Origin of the sequence: Rathayibacter sp. AY1F8 (assembly GCF_002932165.1) — a bacterium.
Lineage (GTDB): Bacteria > Actinomycetota > Actinomycetes > Actinomycetales > Microbacteriaceae > Rathayibacter.
The window spans coordinates 1-18,250 of record NZ_PSVB01000019.1 but is presented as its reverse complement, the minus strand read 5'-3'; the positions used below and the strand labels follow the sequence as shown (position 1 = coordinate 18,250).

Here is an 18,250-nt window from a genome sequence, read left to right as displayed (position 1 = left end):
GGCGGCGGCGTCTCGGCGTCAGGGCGGTTTCCCGGCTCCCCCCGCACGACGACGGGAGCCCGCCGCACCGGTGAGGTGCGACGGGCTCCCGAGGAGTGCCGTGCGTCAGCCGCAGCTGCGCGCGCTGTAGGGCGCGGTGGCCGTGGCCGTGACGGTCTTGCCGCCGACCGTGGCCGTGCCGGTGACCGTCGCCTCGCCCGCGGCGAGCTGCGTCGAGCGCACCGTGAACGCGGCGGAGCCGGAGGCGCCCGGCTTCACTCCGGCGATCGTCTTCACGCCCTCCGGGGTGCTGATCGAGACGTCCATCGGCACCGTGTCGCCGTTCTTGCCGACGACCGTCAGCACGATCTTGCCGGCGACGCAGCGCGACGTGGCGGTCGCGCTCACCTTCAGCGAGGACTGCACGGTGACCGTGACCTGCACCGGCATGCGAGACGCGTCCTGCGCGACGCCCGAGACCGTGAAGGTCCCGGCCGTGGCGTAGGCGGCGGGCGCGACGGCGTCCCAGGCCACGTCGACCGTGCTGGTGGTGCCGGCGGCGGTCGTGATCGTGGCGCGGGGCAGGGCCGGCGCGGTGCCGACCGTGGTCGTCGCGGTCAGCGGAGCGACCGAGGCGACGGCCAGGCCGGGGGCGTAGCCCTCGAGCACCTTCTGGTACTCGGAGCGCGTCACCGGGATGACCGTGCCGTGGCGCGGCTTGCCGCCGTCGGCGTTCTGCGGCAGGCCCGTGCGGAGCTTCGCTCCGAGCGGCTGCCAGGAGTCGCCGTTCGCGAGGTCGTCGGTGCCGAACGGGATGTAGTGGTTCGGCCCGTCGTGGTAGTTCGGCTGGTCGATGAAGAGGAACCAGTCGAGGCCGTTCACGTCGCCCTCGTTGGCGGGGAAGACGTTGGGGCCCTCACCGCTGGTGAAGGTCTTCCCGGGCTCGCCGTTGGGCAGGCCCGAGGCCACCTTCTCCTTGACCAGCGACCACTCGTCCGCCGGTCCGCCGGTGCCGGGCAGCGAGCCCGAGACGGTGGCCAGCAGGTCGGTGCTCTTCTCCTCGCGGAGGGTCATCGACGCCTCGTCCTTGGTGAAGCGGTAGTAGGTGTCGCCGTCCTTCGCGACCGTCGAGTCGATGGTGCCCTTGCCGGCGCCGCGCTTGACGTCGATCCACGGCTTCGCCTCCGAGAAGGAGGTGAAGTCCTCGGTCGTCGCGTACATCATCTGGTTGTAGGTGACGGAGGCGCGATCGGCCGTGTTCGTGGTCGGGTACATGTTCGAGGCCCAGAAGACGACGTAGGTTTGGAGCTCGTCGTCCCAGTACGCCTCGGGGGCCCAGGTGTTGCCGGCGAAGTCGGTGGAGACCTTGACGTGGCGCTGGGCGGACCAGTTCACCAGGTCGGTCGACTCCCAGACCTCGATGTACTTCGACCCCGACTTCTGCGCGGTGTCGAAGCCGCCGGGGAGCCCGTCGATCTTCAGGTCGGTGGCGAGCATGAAGAACTTGTCGCCCTCGTGCGAGCGGATGATGAACGGGTCGCGCAGGCCCATCGTCCCCAGGTTCGAGGTGAAGACCGGCTTGCCGCCGTTCAGCGTGTTCCAGCTCAGCGCGTCGTTGCCCTTCGAGGCGGCGAGGCTGATGCGCTCGGCGCCGTCGCCCTCTCCGGTGAAGAACGCCCAGACGTACGCCTCGGTGTCGTCGGTGCCGGCGGGGAGCGGCTGCACCCGGAGGGTGAAGTCGCGGGTCCGGGTGGTGGATCCGCTGGTCGCGGTCGCGCGGACGACCACGTCGATCGCGGGGCTCCCGGTCGCGGGGCGGTCGACGTCGATGGTGCGGGTGCCGGCGGCGCTGCCGTCGCGGACGGTCGCTCCGCTCGGGCTGACGACGCTCCAGGCGATGCTCGAGCCGAGCGTGCCGGTGGTGGGCACCGAGACGTTCGTCCGGATGTCGCCGACGTTCGGGATGGCGATCGCGGCGAGGTCGCGCTGGACCTTCGTCGCGTCGTCCAGCTGCGCGGCGACGCGCACCGCGTAGTCGACCGAGCGGGTCTCGGTGCCGACCCTGTAGGTGGCGGTGAGGGTGGCGGTGGCGTCCGGCTGTCCCGCGGCGGGGCGCGTGACGGTCGCGGTGCCGCCGGTGATCGCGACGGCCGCGCTGTTCGACGTCCAGGTGATGCCGACGCCGCTGGCGGTGGTGGGCACCGTGAAGCCGGCGGTCGCCTCCGTGGGCACCGTGACCGACGCGACGGCGCGGTCGAGGGCCTGCGAGGAGTAGAGCGCCTGCACGGAGCTGCTGCTGAGGGCGCTGTCGTAGACGGCGAAGTCGTCCATCTCGCCGTTCCAGCCCGGGTCGTTGTAGGTCGAGCGCGCGATGTACGCGACGAGCGACGGGCCGAACGAGGAGACGTCGCGGGCGATCGTGCTCTGCGAGATCTGCGCGCCGTTGACGTACACGGTGAGCTTGCCGGTCGAGCCGTCGATGACGGTCGTGTAGAGCGAGAGGCCCGAGGGGGTGCGCGCGCCGACGGTCGGGGTGCCCGTCGCTCCGGCGCCGACCTCGGTGTTGTAGGGAGCGCCCGCGTTGACCGAGTTGGTGACGACCGACTTGGTGTAGCCGGAGAGGTTGCTCGGGTTGAGCAGCCAGTAGCCGGAGGAGAACGAGGCGCCGGAGGCGACGGGCGCTCCGACGAACGCGGCGGCGACGTTGCCCGTGCCGCCCTTGTGGGCGAGCCAGGTGGAGAAGGTCAGGTCCTTCTTGCCGACGAGGCCGGCGGTGGGGATCTCGAGGTAGGGGGCGGCCGCGGCGGATCCGCCGGGGAGGCTGATGAGCCCGTTGCGGAACTGGGCCCCGGAGCCGCGCAGCGTCGCGCTGTAGCCGTTGCCGCTGGTGTCGGCGACCGTGGTGCCGGTGGGGGCGGTGTCGAACGTGTAGTGGAGGAGCGGGGTCTCGGTGGCTCCGAAGGCGGAGCTGGGGACCGTGGCGCCGAGCAGCGCCGTGGCGGCGACGGTCGCGACCGCCAGAGCGGTCCTCACCGCCGATCGTGATCGTCTCATGCAGATAGGCCCTCGTGATCGGGTGCGGCGTCGAGGCACGATCCGCAGGGCCGCGGAGGTGTGCGTCTTCGCACGGGATGTGAAAGTGAACATCCTAGATCGCGGTACCGGATCCTGACCAGACCCCGGGAGAGGTCTGCGGGCTCGTGCAGAACGCCCGCCGAGAGCGCGATCCCTCGCCCGCCGACGCACAGGCCCTCCTCTCCGCCGACGTTCTGCAGGAGCCGGCCGGGTGGCACGATGTCCGCATGGCCTCCGACCGCCCCGTCCTGCTCGTCGTCGACGTCGCCGACGGCGGCCGCGAGGATCCCGAGTTCGAGATCGAGCTGCAGCTGCTGACCGCGAGCGTCGTCTCGGCCGCCACCGCCGCGGGCTTCGTGGTCGACCGCGTCCCGGCCGAGCAGGCCGGCGCCGCCGAGCTCGAGCGCCGGCTCGCCGCCGCCGACGCCGTCGTGGTCACAGGGGGCGAGGACGTCGACCCGTCCCTCTACGGCGGCCGGCCCGACGACCCGCACCGCGGCCAGTCCTTCCCCGCCGCCGACCGCGCGCAGATCGCGCTCGTCCGCCGTGCCGTCGAGACGCGGACCCCGCTGGTCGGGATCTGCCGCGGGATGCAGCTGGTCAACGTCGCTCTCGGCGGCGACCTCGTGCAGCACCTGCCCGGCGCCGGTCACGTCGGCCGGTCGGTCCCCGGCGAGCACCTGTCCGGGATGGTCGACCACCGCGTGGCGCTCGAGCCGGGCAGCGCCCTCGCTCGCATCCTCGGCGCCGCCGAGCTCGACGTCCGCAGCTCCCACCACCAGGCCGTCGACCGTCCCGGCGAGGGCCTCGTCGTGGTCGGCCGCGCCGATGACGGCACCGTCGAGGCCCTCGAGCACGAGTCCGCGCCGCTCTGGTGCGTGCAGTGGCACCCGGAGGACGCGGGCTCGCGAGGCACCGTGCTCACGGACCTGCTCGAGGCGGCGCTCGCCGCGACCGCTACTTGATCGACCCGCGCATCACTCCGCTGACCACCCAGCGCTGCGCGAAGAGGTACACGATCAGCAGCGGCGCCATCGCCATCAGGTAGGACGCGAAGGCGACGGTGTAGTTCGTGTTGAACTGCCCCTGGAAGACGTACTCGGCCAGCGGCAGGGTGCGGGCGGACGGGTCCGAGAGCACCACGAGCGGCAGGATGAAGTCGTTCCACGCCCACACGCAGGTCAGGATCCCGACGGTCGCGTTCATCGGGCCGAGCAGCGGGAAGATCACCTGCCAGTAGGTCCGCCAGGTCGAGGCGCCGTCGGTGCGCGCCGCCTCCTCGAGCTCGATGGGGATCGAGCGGATGAAGGCGGTGTAGATGAACGTGTTGATCGAGAGCCCGAACACGGCGTAGAGCAGGATCAGCCCGGCCTGGTTGTCCAGGCCCAGCAGGGCCGTCTCCTTCACCACCGGCAGCATGATGATCGGGAACGGCACGAAGACCGCGGCGAGCAGGTAGAAGTAGACGCCCTTGAAGAACGGCCTGTGCATGTTCCGGGCGACCGCGTAGGCGACCATCGAGTTCGAGAACAGCGTCAGCACGACGGCTCCGACCGTGATCAGCGCGGTGTTCACGAAGGCCTGCGGGAAGCGGGTCGCCGTCCACGCCTCGGCGAAGTTGCCCCACGAGATCGAGGTCGGCAGCTCGAACCCGGTGCCGCCGAGCTGGTCGGGCGTCTTCAGCGCGGTCACGACGGCGAAGTAGAGCGGCAGGAGGATCGTCAGCGAGCAGACCGCGATGAGCGCGGTCGCCCACCAGTTGATCCGGTAGGTGTCGCGGGAGGGCCGGCGCCGCCCCTCGGGCTCGCCGAGGGCGATGGCGGTCGTGGGGGTGATGGTCGATGTCATCAGAACGACGCCTCTCTGCGGCTGAGGACTCGGAACTGGATCAGCGAGACCACGATGATGATGAGGAAGTAGAGGACGGCGTTGGCCGTCTGATAGGCGTACTCGCCGCCCTGGAAGCCGCCGCGGTAGATCAGCAGCGTGATCGACTCCGTCGAGGTGCCGGGACCGCCGTTGGTGAGGGCGATGATGTGGTCGAACACCTGGAGGAAGTTCTTCATCGAGATGACCATGTTGATCGTGAAGAAGGAGGCGATCAGCGGGAACGTGATCGAGGTGAACTGCCGCCACCTCCCCGCTCCGTCGAGCGAGGTCGCCTCGTAGAGCTCGCCCGGGATCGTCTGGAGTCCGGCGAGGTAGATGATGATCGAGAAGGCCGAGGCCTGCCAGACCGCCAGCACCACGATCGCCACCCACGCCCAGTCGGCGTTCGCGAGGATGTTCTCGCCGATCACCGGGATCGCGCCGAGGATCTGCGGCAGCGAGTTCGCGAAGAGGTACTGGAACACGTAGCCGATGACCAGGGTCGAGAGCACGTAGGGGATGAAATAGATCCCGCGGAACGCCGTCTGGAACTTGATCCGCGCGTTGAGGGCGACGGCGATGGCGAGCGAGATCACGTTCACCAGCACGGTCGCCACGATCGCGAAGCCGAAGGTGAACCCGTAGGCCTTCCAGACGCGGTCGTCCTGGAGGAGCGCGAGGTAGTTCGAGGCGCCGATCAGATCCCACGAGCCGTAGCCCGCGTAGTCCGTGAAGCTGAAGAAGATTCCGGTGAGGACCGGGACCGTGTGGAGCACGAAGAAGAGCAGGACGGCGGGGACCGTCATCCAGTAGAAGGTCTTCGAGGTGCGGCCGATGGTGCGCTTGCGGCGCGCGGGCGGCGGAGGAGTGGTCGCCACCGCCTGCGCGGCGGCCGTCGTGGTCGTGGTCATGGGGTCACTTCCTGGTCGTGCGTGCCGCGACTTTGCGCCACTCACTGTCGAGGGTCCGGAGCGCCGCGTCGGCGTCCCCGCTGGCGAGGAACGCCTGGAGCGTGGGGTTGAGCGGGATGCTCGCGGGGATCTGGTGGTCGACGAAGCCGATCAGCCGTCCCTGCTCGAAGTAGGGCTGCAGCTCGGCCAGCGTGGGGTCCGAGTTGGGTGCGGCGCCGACCAGCGGCGAGAAGGCGGCCTGGCTCGCGACGTACGGCTCGACCACTCCGGGGGTCAGCAGGAAGTCGACGAAGCGGCGGGCCGCGTCGAGCTTCGGGGTGCCGCGGCCGATGGCGACGGCCACGTCGACGCCCGAGGTGACCCGCGTGTCCGCGGGGTCGTCTAGCACCGGGTAGGGGAAGACGCCGAGGTCGATGTCCGGGTTGTTCGTGCGCACCGGGTTGATCGCCCAGATGCCCTGCGGGTACATGGCCGCCTCGCCCGCGGCGAAGGCCTGGTTGCCGTCGTCGTAGCCGCGGCCGAACGAGCCCTCCTGCGTGTACGAGAAGAGCTGCCCGAGCCGCTCCATCGTCGTCGCGTAGTCCTTGGTGAACGAGACGGGGGAGTCGGGGCCGAGCGCCGCTCCCTCCTCGCGCATCGCGTCGAAGAAGCCGTCCGGTTGCAGCTGCCCGCCGAGCGCGTTGAAGGCGGGGGCGCCGGTCCAGTTGTCGAGCAGGGCGCCGTAGAAGGGAGTGATCCCGGCGGCGGTGAGCGTCTCGCAGACGGCGATCAGCTCGTCCCAGGTGGTCGGCACCTCGATCCCGTTCTCGGCGAAGATCGTGCGGTTGTAGAGGATCCCGTCCGCGTTGTTCGCGAAGGCGAGCGCGTTCACCTCCTTCCCCTCGAAGCTGCCGAGGGCGGCGAGGATGTCGAGGGCCGCCGGGTTCACCCGCTCGACCAGCTCGTCGCCGGTGAAGTCGTGGAACACGCCGGCCTTCGCGAGGTCGGCGTAGTAGCCGCTGCCGTTCAGGGTCAGCACGTCCGGCACCTTGTCCTTGACGAGCAGGGTGCGGATGGCCGTGTCGGGGTCGGGCACGTTGTTGGCGATGACCCGGATGTCCGGGTTGGCCGCCTCGAACTCGCGGATGATCCGCGCGAAGTCCTCCACCGCCTCCGCCTTGAACTGGAAGAAGTCGAGCGTGGTCACTCCGTCGCCGGCGCCGGAGGAGGCGCAGGAGGCGAGGGCGGCGGCGGACGCCGCGGCGAGCGGCACCGAGAGGAACAGCCGCCGGGAGAACCCGGGGGGATGCGGATGAGCGGACATGCGGCGCCTCCTTGCGCGTGGGGACAGGTCTCAGGGCGCGCTCGACCGCGGAGGGCGGTGCGAGAGCAGGTGCGGCGGCCGTGGAGCGGGTCGGCTCCGGAGCCGGGAGGGCGGGTCAGAGGGCGGTGAGCACGAGCACGACGAGCTGCTCCGGATCGAGGACGGGGGCCTGGAGCCCGACGGTGCCCAGCACGCGGCCGCGGAGCGCGGTCCCGTGCTCGGCCCAGCCGAGCGGCGACTGCCCGGGGCCGCCGAGCGGCGACGTGACCGGGGCGAGCGCCACGGAGTAGGTGCGCTCCGGGTCCAGGCCCGGGAGCGTGATCCGGCCGGGCGGGTAGGTCTCGCCGGTGCGGAGCTGGGCGAAGGTGAAGAGGGCGGCGGAGCGGTCGGTGGCGACGACTCCGGAGAGCGAGGCGGCGTCGTCGGCGAGGTCGGCGCGCACGACCGTCCCGGTGTGCAGCAGCGCCCGGTGCTCGCGGTGGAAGGCGACCCAGGCGGTCAGCTCCTCCTCGACGGCGGGGGCGAGATCCGAGACGTCCCACTCGATGCCGAGGTGGCCGGGCAGCGCGGTGCCGGCGCGGAAGGCGAGCGAGTGGGTGCGCTGCGTCGAGTGCGACCGCGGCCCTCCGATGTGCTGCCCCATCAGCTCGGGCGGCACCACCAGCTGGGTGAAGGGCTGGATGGTCTGCCGCTCGAGCGGGTCGATGCAGTCGCTCGTCCAGATGCGGTCGGTGCGGGCGAGGATCCCGAGGTCGACGCGGGCGCCCCCGGAGGCGCACGACTCGATCTCGACGCCGGGATGCCGGGACCGCAGCTCGTCGAGCAGGCGGTAGAGCGCGAGGACGTTCTCGTGGACGGCGGAGCGGCCGGTGGCGGGCGAGACCGCCTCGATGACGTCGCGGTTGTGGTCCCACTTGAGGTACGCGATCGGGTACTCGATCAGCAGCGCGTCGAGGGCGTCGAGCACGTGCTCGAACGCCCCGCGCTGCGAGAGGTCGAGGACCTGCTGCTGCCGCCCCGAGGCCGGGAGGTGGCCGGCCGGGCCGAGGATCCACTCCGGGTGCGCGCGGGCCAGGTCGGAGTCGGGGCTGATCATCTCGGGCTCCACCCAGAGGCCGAACTGCATGCCCAGGCCGGTGACGACGTCCGTCAGCGGGGTGAGGCCCTCCGGCCAGACCGCGGGATCGACGGTCCAGTCGCCGAGCGCGGCGGTGTCGTCGCGGCGGCCGAGGAACCAGCCGTCGTCGAGCACGAAGCGCTCGACCCCGATCCGCGCGGCCCGCTCGGCCAGGGCGGTGAGGCGAGCGAGGTCGTGGTCGAAGTAGACGGCCTCCCAGGTGTTGAGGGTGACGGGCCGCGGAGCGACGGGGTGCTGCGGGCGGGCGCGGAGCGACGCGTGGAACCGGGCCTGCAGAGCGCTGAGCCCGTCGCCCCAGGAGCCGTAGGCGACCGGGGTCTCGTAGCTCTCGCCCTGCGCGAGCTCGATCTCGGCGGGCCGCAGCAGCTCGCCGGCCGCGAGGAGCGAGACGCCCTCGACGGTGCGCTCGGCGCGGAGCGAGGTGTCGCCGCTCCAACCCAGGTGGACGCCGTGCACGAGCCCGCGCTCCCAGCCGAAGCCGGGCGTGCCCGCGGCGAGGAGGAGGGTCGCGTCGGCGCCGGGGCGGCCGCGGCGGGTGCGGCGGGTGTGCTCGCCGATGGTCAGCGGGCGGCGCTGCGGGTGGCGCTCGCGGAGGTGGTGCCCGGTGGTGTCGAGGATCTCGCGCGCGGTCGCGGGGAGCGGGAAGCCGAGCTCGAAGCGCTCGAGGCGGAACGGGCGGGCGTCGAGGTTCTCGACCCGGGCGCGCTGGGTGAGCAGGCCGGCCGCGTCGACCTCGAGGTCCACGGTCAGGCGCACGCCCGCGCCGGTGGCGACGGTCCGGAGGGCGGAGCCGAGCGCCTCGATGCTCTCGACCTCGAACCGCTCCGACGCGGCCGCGCGCTCGTGGGTGCCCTCGAAGGTGGGGGCGTGCTGCCAGCCGTCGGCCTCGACGGCGACGAGCCCGAACGGCGCGAAGGCGTCGAGCCCGCCCGAGACGCGCTGGGGGAGGGCGGCGTCGGCCAGGGCGGATAGTTCGGCGGCGGAAAGATCTCCGAGCGCGGCGCCCCAGTGCACGATAGTGGGGAAGGTGACGAGGCGGGCGTCGACGACGACGCTGGTGCCCCCGTCCTGCAAGTGGAAGAGGCGCGATTCCCGGCCGGAGAGGGTCACGGAGTCGTTCGTGGGGGCGATGCTGCGGTGCATGGCTTATTTCTAGAGCAGAAGTAATAGGGGTGTCAAGAGCGGCAGGAGTGGCCGGATCCGTTCCTGGTTCGGCGCAGTGCCGGTAGCTTTCTACCAGGCCGGAAAGAAGGAGCCCCGTGACCGACACCATCGTCGCCGAGGACGCCTCCGGGAGCTCCTCCGAGCTCCTGGCGCGCGAGGTCCTGATCCACGGTCCCGTCTCGCGGGCCGAGCTCGGCCGCCGCCTCGGCCTCTCGCCCGCCAGCCTGACCCGGCTCGCGCGCCCGTTCCTCGACGGCGGCCTGGTCGTCGAGGGCCCCGAGCAGAGCACCGGAGTCGGCCGCCCCGCCCGCCCGCTCGACATCCGCGCCGACGCGCTGAGCTTCGCGGGCGTGAAGATCACCGGCACCGAGGTCCTCGCCGTCCGCACCGACCTGCGCGCGCGCACCGAGCGGGAGCTGGTCCGCCCGCTGCCGGGCACGGAGCCCGCCGACGTGATCGCCGCGATCGTCTCGGTCGTCGACGAGCTCGGCGGCCCCTCCGCCTTCGCCGGCCTGGGCGTGACGCTCGGCGGGAGCATCGCCGCCGACGGCCGGGTGAGCCGCGCGCCGTTCCTCGGCTGGCGCGACGTCGACCTCGCCGCTCCGCTCTCCGCCGCCCTCGGGCTGCCGGTCGCCCTCGAGAACGACGTGGTCGCGCTCACGGGCGCCGAGCACTGGTTCGGGCGCGGCCGCGGCATCCCGCACTTCGCGGTGCTCACGGTCGGCGCGGGCGTCGGCTACGGACTGGTGGTCCACGACCGGGTGGTCGCGCCCCCGGAGGCGGGGCTCGGCCTGGGCGGCCACTACCCGCTGGATCCCACCGGCCCCGTCTGCGAGGCCGGCCACCGCGGCTGCTCGACCGCGATGCTCAGCCTGCCCTCGCTCCTCCGCCAGCTCTTCGTCGCCACCGGCCGCGAGCTGACCCTGGCCGAGGGCTTCGCCGCCGCTCGCGCGGGCGACCCCGGTGCCGAGCGCATCCTCGCCGACTCCGGCAACGCGCTCGGGACGATGATCGCCGCGATCGGCAACCTCTCGATGTCCGGCACGGTGATCCTGGCCGGGGAGGGCGTCGCCCTCTACTCGGAGCAGGCCGCGGTGGTGGACGCCGCGATCGCGGCCACGCGCGACCCGGACGCTCCGCCCCTGGCGCTGCTCGTCGACGACGGCGGGCTCGTGGAGTGGGCGCGCGGCGCGGCGGCCGTCGCGATCCAGCGGCTGCTGCCGCGGATCGCGCTCGGGACGCTGGGGTAGCGGGGCTCCGCGGCGCGCGGGCGCTCGGGGTGCCGGGCTGGCGCTCGGGGTGCCGGGCTGGCGGGTCTTCGCGCCCAGTGTGCCGTCGGCACGCTCGCTTGGCGGGTCTCAGCGCCGCGCGGAGGCTCGGAATGTCGGCTCGGCGGGTGTCCGCTCCGGGCGGGTACCGGGACGCCGGCCTCGCGGGCTAGACGCCGAGCGCCGAGCCGGGCAGGTCGCTCTGCAGGCCGTCGACGATCCGGCCGAACGCCGCGATCGCCTGGTCGTCGCCGAGACGGCCGGAGTCGACTCCTCCGGCGATGCGCAGGACCTCGGCCCGGCGCTCCGCCCTCTCCACCGCGTCGAGCCCGGAGGCCCCGATCGCTGCGGATGCGCGCACTCGCGCGACGATCGTGCCGACGTGCCATCTGCCGCGTGCCATCTGTCTCCTCCTGAAATCCCCGCCTCTCTTCGGAGCGGGCGCACACCCGGATGGGTGCGCGTCCCCGCGTCCTCACCCCCTGTCGCTCCGGCGATGCGTCACGAACGGTCGTCATCCGCCCGCCGTGGCGACCGTTCGTGACGCATCGATCGAGCTGGGGAGGCGGAGCGCCCGCTCGCGGAGAGGGGTCCGGGGCGCCAGACTGACGGCGAGCGGAGGGAGGCACGATGCGACGCCTCCGCGCCCTCGCCGCCGCGCTGCTCCTCCTGCCCGCCCTCGCGGCCTGCGCGCCGGGAGGCGCGACAGGCGCCCCGAGCGGCACCGAGGCCGCCGTGGCTCCGACCACCGCCACCCCGGCTCAGGCCGCCCCCGACCCGGCCCGCTCCTCCGCCCCGTCCGCCCCGGCTCCCGGGGTCACCGTCTCCGTCCAGCAGAACCGCTCCGACATCGCCGGCGGCACCATGGCCTTCGAGGTCCACAACGGCAGCGGCGCCCCGATCGAGGTCACCGCGGCCCGCCTCGTGGACCCGCGCCTCGCCGTCCCGCTCACCTGGACCGGCGGCACGGGCGTCCCCGACGGGACCTCGCGCGACCTCCGCGTCGACGTGCCCGAGCCTGCCTGCCCGGTCGCGGAGGCGCCCACTGCGCTCGAGGTCGTCCTCGCCATCGACGGCCACGGCGAGCACGCGTACCCCGCCGACGACCCGTTCTCGTTCGTCGACGCTCTCGCCCGGTCCGGATGCTTCGCCCGCACCGTCGACGCCGACCTCGCCCTGCGTATCGACACGTCCGGAGGCGCCGCGCACGAGCCGGCGCGCCTCACCATCACCGCCGACGTCCGGGGCACCCCCCTCGTGCTCCGCAGCGTCGACGCCACGATCCTGCTGCAGCCGCCCGACGCCGCCGACGCCTGGACCCTCGACCGCTCCGTGCCCGCCGGGACCCTCGACTCCGTGGTCCTGGACGCCGTCCCCACCCGCTGCGACACCCACGCGCTCGCCGAGGACAAGGTCGGCACCCGCCTGCCGATGACCGTCGAGACCGCGGGCCGGCAGGGCACCGTCGTCGTCGCCGCGACCCCCGAGCAGAAGGGCGAGCTCTACGCGTTCATCACCGCGTACTGCTCGTCTTGAGCAGGGGTGGCGGGCGGTCCGGGGACGCGGACGTCGGCGCCGCGGACGCGTCTCGCCGTCCACCTCGGCCGTCACTCGCCGCCGCTCGCCCGCATCGGCAGGTTGCGCCGTCGGCCGCGCCGAGCCGGTCCCGCCCGCCGTGGGATGAGCCCGGCCGGTCCCGCCCGCCGTGGGATGAGCCCGGCCTGCCCCGCCCGCCGTGGGACGAGCCCAGCCTGCGCCGCCCGGTGGCTCGGCTCGGCCCGCTCGACTCAGCTCAGCCCGGTTCAGCCACCCCGCTCCGCTGTGCGCGCCCCAGCCGAGCCCGTCCGCTTCACGCCGGCGCCGTGCTCAGCGCCTGCAGCCCCGTCACCCGCAGCAGGTCGAGCCGCGCCTCGTCCTCACTGCCCGGCGCCACCGTGTAGACGACGATCCGCAGGTCGGTGCCCGGAGCCGTGAGCACGTCGCAGTCGATCGTCATCGGTCCGACGGGCGTCCGCGTCACCGTCTTCCGGCTCGCGCGGTGCTCGGCGATGCGTGCCTCCGCCCAGCGCCGCTCGAACTCGGGCGACTCCTCGCGCAGCCGGGCGACGAGGGCGGCGAGCGCCGGATCGCGCGGGTAGCGTCCGGTCGCCGCGCGCAGGTCGGCCGCGAGGTCGCTCGCGAAGTCCTCCTCGTGCTGCGCGTCGAACTCGGTGCCGGCGTGGCCGGAGGTGAAGTGCCGCCAGACGAGGTTCCGCTCCAGCCCGGTGTACACCGAGGGGTCGCCGTTCAGGGCGGCCCAGAGCGGGTTCCACAGCAGGATGTCGTGGGCCGCCGTGAACACCGCGAGCGGCACGTCGCCCAGGCGGTCGACGATCCGCTGCACGCCCGGGCTCACGTGCTGCGGCACGACGCCCGGCGAGGGGACGGCGGCACCGGCGACCCGGTAGAGGTGGTCGCGCTCGCTGTCCGTGAGCCGGAGCGCCACCGCGAGCGAGCGGAGCATCGACGGCGACGGGTTCCGCGCGCGTCCCTGCTCGAGCCGCACCAGGTAGTCGACGCTCACTCCCGAGAGCGCCGCCAGCTCCTCGCGCCGCAGGCCCGTGGCTCGGCGGCCCGAGCCCGCGGGCAGGCCGACGTCGGCGGGACGGATGCGGTCGCGCCACGAGCGCAGCACCGTGGCGAACTCCTCCATGCCGCCCATCCTCCTCCGCCCGCCGTCGCCGAGCCAGGTACTGAAGGTCCCCCCGTCGAGCGCGGCCTGGTCGAGGCCCGACGACCCGCGCAGGATGGGCCCATGACCACGACACTCATCACCGGAGCGAACCGCTCCCTCGGCCTCGAGACCGCCCGCCGACTCCTCGAGGCGGGCCACACCGTCTACGCCGGCATGCGCGACACCGCCGACGGCGACGCCGCCCGCGCGCTCGGCGCCCACCCCGTCCGCCTCGACGTCACCGATCAGGCGAGCGTCGACTCCGCGATCGCCTCCCTGCCCGGGCTCGACGTGCTCGTCAACAACGCCGGAGTGCTGGGCACCTCGTTCGGCGTCGACGACCTCACCCCGGAGGCGATGGCGGGCGTCCTCGAGACGAACGTCGTCGGCATCGTCCGCGTCACACAGGCCGCGCTCCCGCTGCTGCAGGCCTCCGCGGCCCCGGTCGTCGTGAACGTGGCGTCCGGAGTCGGCTGGCCGCGCTGGCTGAGCACCGAGGGCCACGACGAGTTCCCCGTCACCGCGATCCCCTACGCGGCATCGAAGGCGGCGGTCGTCGCGCTCACCGTGCAGTACGCGAAGAACCTGCCGGCGATGCGGATCAACGCGAGCGACCCCGGCTACACCGCGACCGACTTCAACGGACACGGCGGGCACCAGACCGTCACCGAGGGCACGGACGCGACCGTCGCGCTCGCCCTGCTCGGCTCCGACGGGCCGACGGGCGAGTTCCACGACCGGCGCGGGCGCATCGAGTACTGAGCGGCGGGGAGGGCGGGCGCGACCGGCCGGACACCGGCCCGGACCCGGCAGGCGTCCACGTGCCCGTTCGAGGAGCCGCTGCCCCGAGCGCGGCGTGCGTCCACGTGCGCGTTCGAGCAGATCCCGCCCCGACCCTACGTGCGTCCGCGCACGCCCGAGACGCGGTGAGGTCCCCGAACCCGCCCTCGGCGCACCGGCCAGCACATGGTGATGAGGTGTCCTGTCTGCGCGGTCACCGGTCCTCGGTGCTGGGCTGTGAGTGACGGCCGGAGCCGGGACGCTGCCCACCGCGTGACAGAGGGCCGGATGAACCGCCGGCCCGACGGTGCGTGCTCGCTCCGGTGCGCCTACCGACTCACCGCGTCTCGTGTCAGCTCTGCAGCTCGACCCCCCAGTTCGTCCTCTGGACGTCGGCGTCGAGCCCGCGCAGCTCGCGCGCCACGGCGTCGGCCTGCTCGCGCAGCTCCCGCACCGGCAGCGCGGGCAGGCGGCGCAGCTCGCTCCGGAGCTGGCGGTAGCCGCGCTCGCCGGCGGCCGCGTCGGCCGCGCGGGTCAGGAGGCTGTGCCGGGCGCGCAGGGCCTCGCGCCGGGCGAGCGCCGCGGTCAGCACCTCTCCGGTGGGAGTGGTGGCCGTCGCGTTGGTGAGGTTGATCGCCGTGACCAGCCGCTCGAGCTCGCCCAGTGCGCGCGTGCAGTCGGCGAGCAGCTCGGCCGGGTCCTCGGTCGGCTCCTCTCCCTCCTGGTAGGAGGCGTTCGCGACGATCCGCGACTGGAGGGCCTCGATCCGCTTCTGCAGGTCGGCCCGCTCGAGGAGTGCTTCGGCGAGAGTCATGCGACCAGGCAAGCACACATCGACGGGACCCGCGCCCCTAGGCTGCGACCGTGCCGCTGCAGAACCATCCCGGAGACGTCGAGTTCCCCGTCCGACCCCGGCTGCGCTACGCGCGGGCGGCCGATGCGCACCGGCGCGGGCAGGGCGCCGGACGCCGCGCCCTCCTGGTGACGGCCTTCGCGGCTCCGGTGGGCCTGGTCGGCTTCGCATGGGGGCTCGCGCTCGGCGGCGGCGAGAGCGTCGTCGCGTTCACGGCGTTCGCGTTCGCTCTGGCCTTCGGGCTGCTCGCCGCCACGGTCGGCTTCCAGCAGTGGGATGCGCGCGCGCCGCGCCGCGAGCAGCTCGCCTACCTCGGCGCGGCCGACTCGCCGACCCCGTCCCTCCGCCAGCAGCAGCTGCTCGCGCTCGACGCGGTCAGCGACTTCTCGTTCGCCGGCTGGAACTCCTCCCTCGCGTTCCAGCCCTCCTGGGCCGAGCTCCCGGAGGAGCTGCGGCGCCGCTACGCCGACGGAGCGAAAGGAGCGCCCTGGCAGCAGCTGCCGCTGCATCCGCTCGTCGAGCACCGGGTCGCGCTCGACCGCGACTTCCGCATCGCCTCGGCCGACGACGTGGAGCTGCTGGTCGCCGACGTGCTCACCCGCGGGCCGCTCTCGACCCGCTTCGCCGAGGTCTCGGCCTCCGCCGACGCCGAGCGGATGCGCTCCCGGGTCGCCGCGCTCACGGGCGGCAGCGAGTTCCACCTCCTCGAGCTCGCCCAGGCGGTCGACGGGCGTCCGCCGCTGCTCCTGCTCGCGGGCGACGCCGAGCGCACGATCGGCGCGATCCGCTACGCCTACGTCGCCGGCTACCTCCCGGCGGCGCGCGCCTGGGAGCTGCTGGCCGCGGTCGGCGACCGCGTCTTCGAGCGCTACTCCGGCTGGGACGCCTACTGGGCCGACGCGGCCCTCGCCATCGCCTTCCGCACCGACTCCCTCGGCGCGGTGCAGCACCACCATCGTCTGCGCGCGGAGCTCGCGGCCTCGGGGTGGCCGGCGGCGTCGGTGCCGTACCCGGGTTGACCGCGGGGCGGCTGCGGAGGCGGTGCCTCCGAGCCGGAGCTTCCGGACCGGAGGCGTGCGCCCGCGCATTTGTCGCCGGCCGCCGACAAGGCTGTCGACCCGGAGAGCTTCGCCCCCGGCGTCAGCCCAGCTTCGAGGCGGGCACCGTCTCGAGGTGGAGCAGGTCGCGGCGCAGGCGCTGCGAGCGGACGTAGCTGCTCAGCACGTGCTCGGGCGAGGGCGGGGAGTCGCTCCCGCCGAGGAGGGCGCGCGCGGTCGTGAGGCGTGCGCGGCGGATCTCGTCGAACACGGTGGTGCCGTTCCGCGCGAAGGTGCGCTGCAGCGTCCGCTTCGGGACGCCGAGGCGCTCGCAGATCTCCTGGACCGAGAGGCGGGGGTCGGTGGACATCGCGGCGATCAGGGCGAGGGCGCGCGTGTAGACGTCCTCGCTGCTCTCGCGCGGCAGCGAGGTCGCCAGCACAGCGCCCGCCAGCTGCTCGACGGCGGCCCGCACCAGGGGGAAGGCGGGGGAGTCGGCGTCGAGGGTGGAGCCGAAGGTCGCGTTGACGGTCGAGAGCAGGATGCCGCGGCTGGCCGCGTCGGCCTCGGTGACGACGGCGCCACGGTCGGCCGAGTCGACCAGACCCAGCAGCGGGCGGTCGAGGGCGATCTCGGTGCGGGCGCTCGGGGTGTCGGTCACGATCGTGAACGGGGAGTCGCAGTGGAGGAAGGCGATGTCGCCCGGCGCGACGCGGACCTCGAGCGCCGCCGGATCGTCCGGCTGGATCACGAGCGCGCCCTCGAGCGGGATGATCAGGCGGACGCCCGGGCCGGCGGCGGAGGTGCGGTGCAGGCGGGCCGGCGAGTGCCAGATCCGGAGCACGTCGACGCCGTCGCTGCAGAGGGTGTCGGCCACGATGCGGAACGCGCCGTTCGCGCGGACGTCGACGCCGCTCTGCGCCAGCCACGCGGCCGCCGCCGTGTCCCGGCGGGACACCCCGCGATCGACGATCGGTCGGCTGCCTTCTGCGATTCCCCTCACGGCGGAGTCCTTTCCTCTGGCGCGTCCTCCGTACGACGCGATCCCTCTACCCTGGCCGATCCGGCCCGGTGGTGAGAAGTCTTCATGCGATCGCATCGTCGCTCACCTCCACCGCAAGGTGTCGGATCCCGCCATCGGGGGACGGAACCTGACCTCGGGAGTGCGCCTCGGATCGACGTGGACCTCGAGCGCGGCGACGTCGGTGAAGGGCCGGTCGTCGCTCGTGCGGCCCCGCAGCACGATGGAGTGGCGGAGCGTCCGGGGCGCCCGCAGCGGCGCGATCGTGTAGTGCGCGACGGCCACGAACCCCGCTCCCGGGGCGACCCGCTCGGGCCGGCCTACGACGGTGACCGGGGCCTCGTCGTAGTCGAGCTCGGCGCCCGAGCCGTCGGTGAAGGAGCCGCAGAACAGGGCGAGGTCGTGCAGGGCGGAGGTGCCGGAGTTGTGGAACTGCATCCAGAAGGTGATCACGGCGACGGAGCCGCACGCGGGCGCGAGCCGCACCGCGCTGCCGTCGAGGACGAGGTGCGGAGGCGCATCGAGCGTCGGAGCTCCGAGCATCAGCCGCGCCGCCTGACGCCCGCCGCCGGTGCGGCCACCGGTTCCGCTGCGCGTCCCGCCAGCTGCAGGAGGCCGCACGCGGCGACCACTCCGACGAGGGCGGCCGCCCAGCTCAGGTCCTGCTGGTCGAACTCCCGGAGGTGCGCCGGGACGCCCGTGAATCCGAGGATCCCCTGGGCCGCGGCGACGGCGGCGAAGGCGAGCAGCGCGGCCGTGGCGGCGACCGCGGCCGGGGCGGGCGGGTCGCCCTCCGAGTCCTGGGCGAAGCGGCGGACGGCGTGCGCGAGGGCGAGTGCGCAGAGGGCTGCGGCGACGAGGGCGGCCGCGGTGTAGGCCGGGCCGGCGGCCAGCAGGAGGAGGGCGCCGACGACGACCCGCAGGCAGGCCGGGAGGACGCCGGGAGCGCTGCATCCGCGCGCGCCCGGGCCTCCCCCGAGGGCCGCGGCGCGGGCGCGGGACTCCTCGAGGCGCCTCCGGACGCCATGAGGACCAGCGGCGCGGAGCAGGGCGGTCGCGCCCGAGGCGAGCAGCGCGACGCCGACGAGCAGGGGGAAGACGAGGGCGGCCGCCCAGCTCAGGTCCTGCTGGTCGAACTC

Annotated in this window: 15 protein-coding genes and 1 pseudogene; 5 read left to right on the top strand and 11 right to left on the bottom strand. The window is 73.6% G+C overall.

Going from position 1 to position 18,250, the window contains the following annotated elements; translation table 11 throughout:
• Positions 1-105: 105 nt before the first annotated feature.
• Positions 106-3,012 (bottom strand): immunoglobulin-like domain-containing protein, encoded by a 2,907-nt coding sequence (locus tag C5C35_RS13035; protein ID WP_181134947.1) that lies wholly within the window; start codon positions 3,010-3,012, stop codon positions 106-108.
• A gap of 269 nt (positions 3,013-3,281) precedes the next feature.
• Here C5C35_RS13035 and C5C35_RS13030 point away from each other — a divergent pair, with 269 nt between their 5' ends.
• Complete coding sequence (locus tag C5C35_RS13030; RefSeq protein WP_104255231.1) at positions 3,282-4,019, top strand: gamma-glutamyl-gamma-aminobutyrate hydrolase family protein; 738 nt, start codon at positions 3,282-3,284, stop codon at positions 4,017-4,019.
• Here C5C35_RS13030 and C5C35_RS13025 read toward each other — a convergent pair.
• From C5C35_RS13025 to C5C35_RS13010, 4 genes are all read right to left on the bottom strand, one after another.
• Positions 4,012-4,902 carry a carbohydrate ABC transporter permease gene (locus C5C35_RS13025; RefSeq protein ID WP_347877594.1) on the bottom strand — a complete coding sequence of 297 codons (891 nt, stop codon included), beginning with the start codon at positions 4,900-4,902 and terminating at the stop codon, positions 4,012-4,014. The genes C5C35_RS13030 and C5C35_RS13025 overlap by 8 nt on opposite strands.
• Positions 4,902-5,834: a carbohydrate ABC transporter permease gene (locus C5C35_RS13020; RefSeq protein ID WP_104225874.1), complete on the bottom strand. Its 933-nt coding sequence runs from the start codon at positions 5,832-5,834 to the stop codon at positions 4,902-4,904. Before C5C35_RS13020 ends, C5C35_RS13025 begins: the two co-directional genes overlap by 1 nt.
• A 4-nt stretch (positions 5,835-5,838) precedes the next feature.
• Positions 5,839-7,137: an ABC transporter substrate-binding protein gene (locus tag C5C35_RS13015; RefSeq protein ID WP_104263247.1), complete on the bottom strand. Its 1,299-nt coding sequence runs from the start codon at positions 7,135-7,137 to the stop codon at positions 5,839-5,841.
• A 115-nt stretch (positions 7,138-7,252) separates the two neighbouring features.
• On the bottom strand, positions 7,253-9,418 hold the full coding sequence (locus C5C35_RS13010; protein WP_104263246.1) for an alpha-galactosidase: 2,166 nt from the start codon (positions 9,416-9,418) through the stop codon (positions 7,253-7,255).
• Positions 9,419-9,534: 116 nt separating this feature from the next.
• On the opposite strand from C5C35_RS13010, the gene C5C35_RS13005 reads away from it, so the two are divergent.
• Complete coding sequence (locus tag C5C35_RS13005; protein ID WP_104260513.1) at positions 9,535-10,689, top strand: ROK family transcriptional regulator; 1,155 nt, start codon at positions 9,535-9,537, stop codon at positions 10,687-10,689.
• 187 nt (positions 10,690-10,876) lie between these two features.
• On the opposite strand, the gene C5C35_RS13000 is transcribed toward C5C35_RS13005, so the two are convergent.
• Positions 10,877-11,110 carry a hypothetical protein gene (locus tag C5C35_RS13000; protein WP_104232900.1) on the bottom strand — a complete coding sequence of 78 codons (234 nt, stop codon included), beginning with the start codon at positions 11,108-11,110 and terminating at the stop codon, positions 10,877-10,879.
• A 227-nt stretch (positions 11,111-11,337) separates the two neighbouring features.
• Between C5C35_RS13000 and C5C35_RS12995 the strand changes: the two genes are divergently transcribed.
• Positions 11,338-12,243 carry a hypothetical protein gene (locus tag C5C35_RS12995; protein WP_104263245.1) on the top strand — a complete coding sequence of 302 codons (906 nt, stop codon included), beginning with the start codon at positions 11,338-11,340 and terminating at the stop codon, positions 12,241-12,243.
• A 313-nt stretch (positions 12,244-12,556) separates the two neighbouring features.
• Here C5C35_RS12995 and C5C35_RS12990 read toward each other — a convergent pair whose 3' ends face one another.
• Complete coding sequence (locus C5C35_RS12990) at positions 12,557-13,399, bottom strand: helix-turn-helix transcriptional regulator (RefSeq protein ID WP_104263244.1); 843 nt, start codon at positions 13,397-13,399, stop codon at positions 12,557-12,559.
• 102 nt (positions 13,400-13,501) lie between these two features.
• Between C5C35_RS12990 and C5C35_RS12985 the strand changes: the two genes are divergently transcribed.
• A complete protein-coding gene (locus C5C35_RS12985) occupies positions 13,502-14,182 on the top strand; it encodes an SDR family NAD(P)-dependent oxidoreductase (RefSeq protein WP_104232897.1) in 681 nt (226 codons plus the stop codon).
• A gap of 370 nt (positions 14,183-14,552) precedes the next feature.
• Here the strand turns inward: C5C35_RS12985 and C5C35_RS12980 are convergent, their stop codons facing one another.
• On the bottom strand, positions 14,553-15,014 hold the full coding sequence (locus C5C35_RS12980) for a DIP1984 family protein (RefSeq protein ID WP_104224023.1): 462 nt from the start codon (positions 15,012-15,014) through the stop codon (positions 14,553-14,555).
• A gap of 50 nt (positions 15,015-15,064) precedes the next feature.
• On the opposite strand from C5C35_RS12980, the gene C5C35_RS12975 reads away from it, so the two are divergent.
• Positions 15,065-16,072 carry a DUF1266 domain-containing protein gene (locus tag C5C35_RS12975; RefSeq protein ID WP_104224022.1) on the top strand — a complete coding sequence of 336 codons (1,008 nt, stop codon included), beginning with the start codon at positions 15,065-15,067 and terminating at the stop codon, positions 16,070-16,072.
• Positions 16,073-16,193: 121 nt separating this feature from the next.
• Here the strand turns inward: C5C35_RS12975 and C5C35_RS12970 are convergent, their stop codons facing one another.
• From C5C35_RS12970 to C5C35_RS17020, 3 genes and pseudogenes are all read right to left on the bottom strand, one after another.
• A complete protein-coding gene (locus C5C35_RS12970) occupies positions 16,194-17,048 on the bottom strand; it encodes a helix-turn-helix domain-containing protein (RefSeq protein ID WP_181027279.1) in 855 nt (284 codons plus the stop codon).
• 147 nt (positions 17,049-17,195) lie between these two features.
• Positions 17,196-17,654, bottom strand: a complete 459-nt coding sequence (locus C5C35_RS12965; protein ID WP_104227480.1) for a hypothetical protein — start codon at positions 17,652-17,654, stop codon at positions 17,196-17,198.
• A pseudogene (locus tag C5C35_RS17020) lies at positions 17,654-18,250 on the bottom strand (hypothetical protein); the annotation flags it as partial. The gene C5C35_RS12965 and the pseudogene C5C35_RS17020, both read right to left, overlap by 1 nt.

Excerpts from the sequence above, each read along its gene's own strand:
- C5C35_RS13030 (WP_104255231.1), top strand. The coding sequence starts at position 3,282 with ATGGCCTCCGACCGCCCCGTCCTGCTCGTCGTCGACGTCGCCGACGGC.
- C5C35_RS13025 (WP_347877594.1), bottom strand. The coding sequence starts at position 4,902 with ATGACATCGACCATCACCCCCACGACCGCCATCGCCCTCGGCGAGCCC.
- C5C35_RS13020 (WP_104225874.1), bottom strand. The coding sequence starts at position 5,834 with ATGACCACGACCACGACGGCCGCCGCGCAGGCGGTGGCGACCACTCCT.
- C5C35_RS13015 (WP_104263247.1), bottom strand. The coding sequence starts at position 7,137 with ATGTCCGCTCATCCGCATCCCCCCGGGTTCTCCCGGCGGCTGTTCCTC.
- C5C35_RS13010 (WP_104263246.1), bottom strand. The coding sequence starts at position 9,418 with ATGCACCGCAGCATCGCCCCCACGAACGACTCCGTGACCCTCTCCGGC.
- C5C35_RS13000 (WP_104232900.1), bottom strand. The coding sequence starts at position 11,110 with ATGGCACGCGGCAGATGGCACGTCGGCACGATCGTCGCGCGAGTGCGC.
- C5C35_RS12995 (WP_104263245.1), top strand. The coding sequence starts at position 11,338 with ATGCGACGCCTCCGCGCCCTCGCCGCCGCGCTGCTCCTCCTGCCCGCC.
- C5C35_RS12990 (WP_104263244.1), bottom strand. The coding sequence starts at position 13,399 with ATGGAGGAGTTCGCCACGGTGCTGCGCTCGTGGCGCGACCGCATCCGT.
- C5C35_RS12985 (WP_104232897.1), top strand. The coding sequence starts at position 13,502 with ATGACCACGACACTCATCACCGGAGCGAACCGCTCCCTCGGCCTCGAG.
- C5C35_RS12980 (WP_104224023.1), bottom strand. The coding sequence starts at position 15,014 with ATGACTCTCGCCGAAGCACTCCTCGAGCGGGCCGACCTGCAGAAGCGG.
- C5C35_RS12965 (WP_104227480.1), bottom strand. The coding sequence starts at position 17,654 with ATGCTCGGAGCTCCGACGCTCGATGCGCCTCCGCACCTCGTCCTCGAC.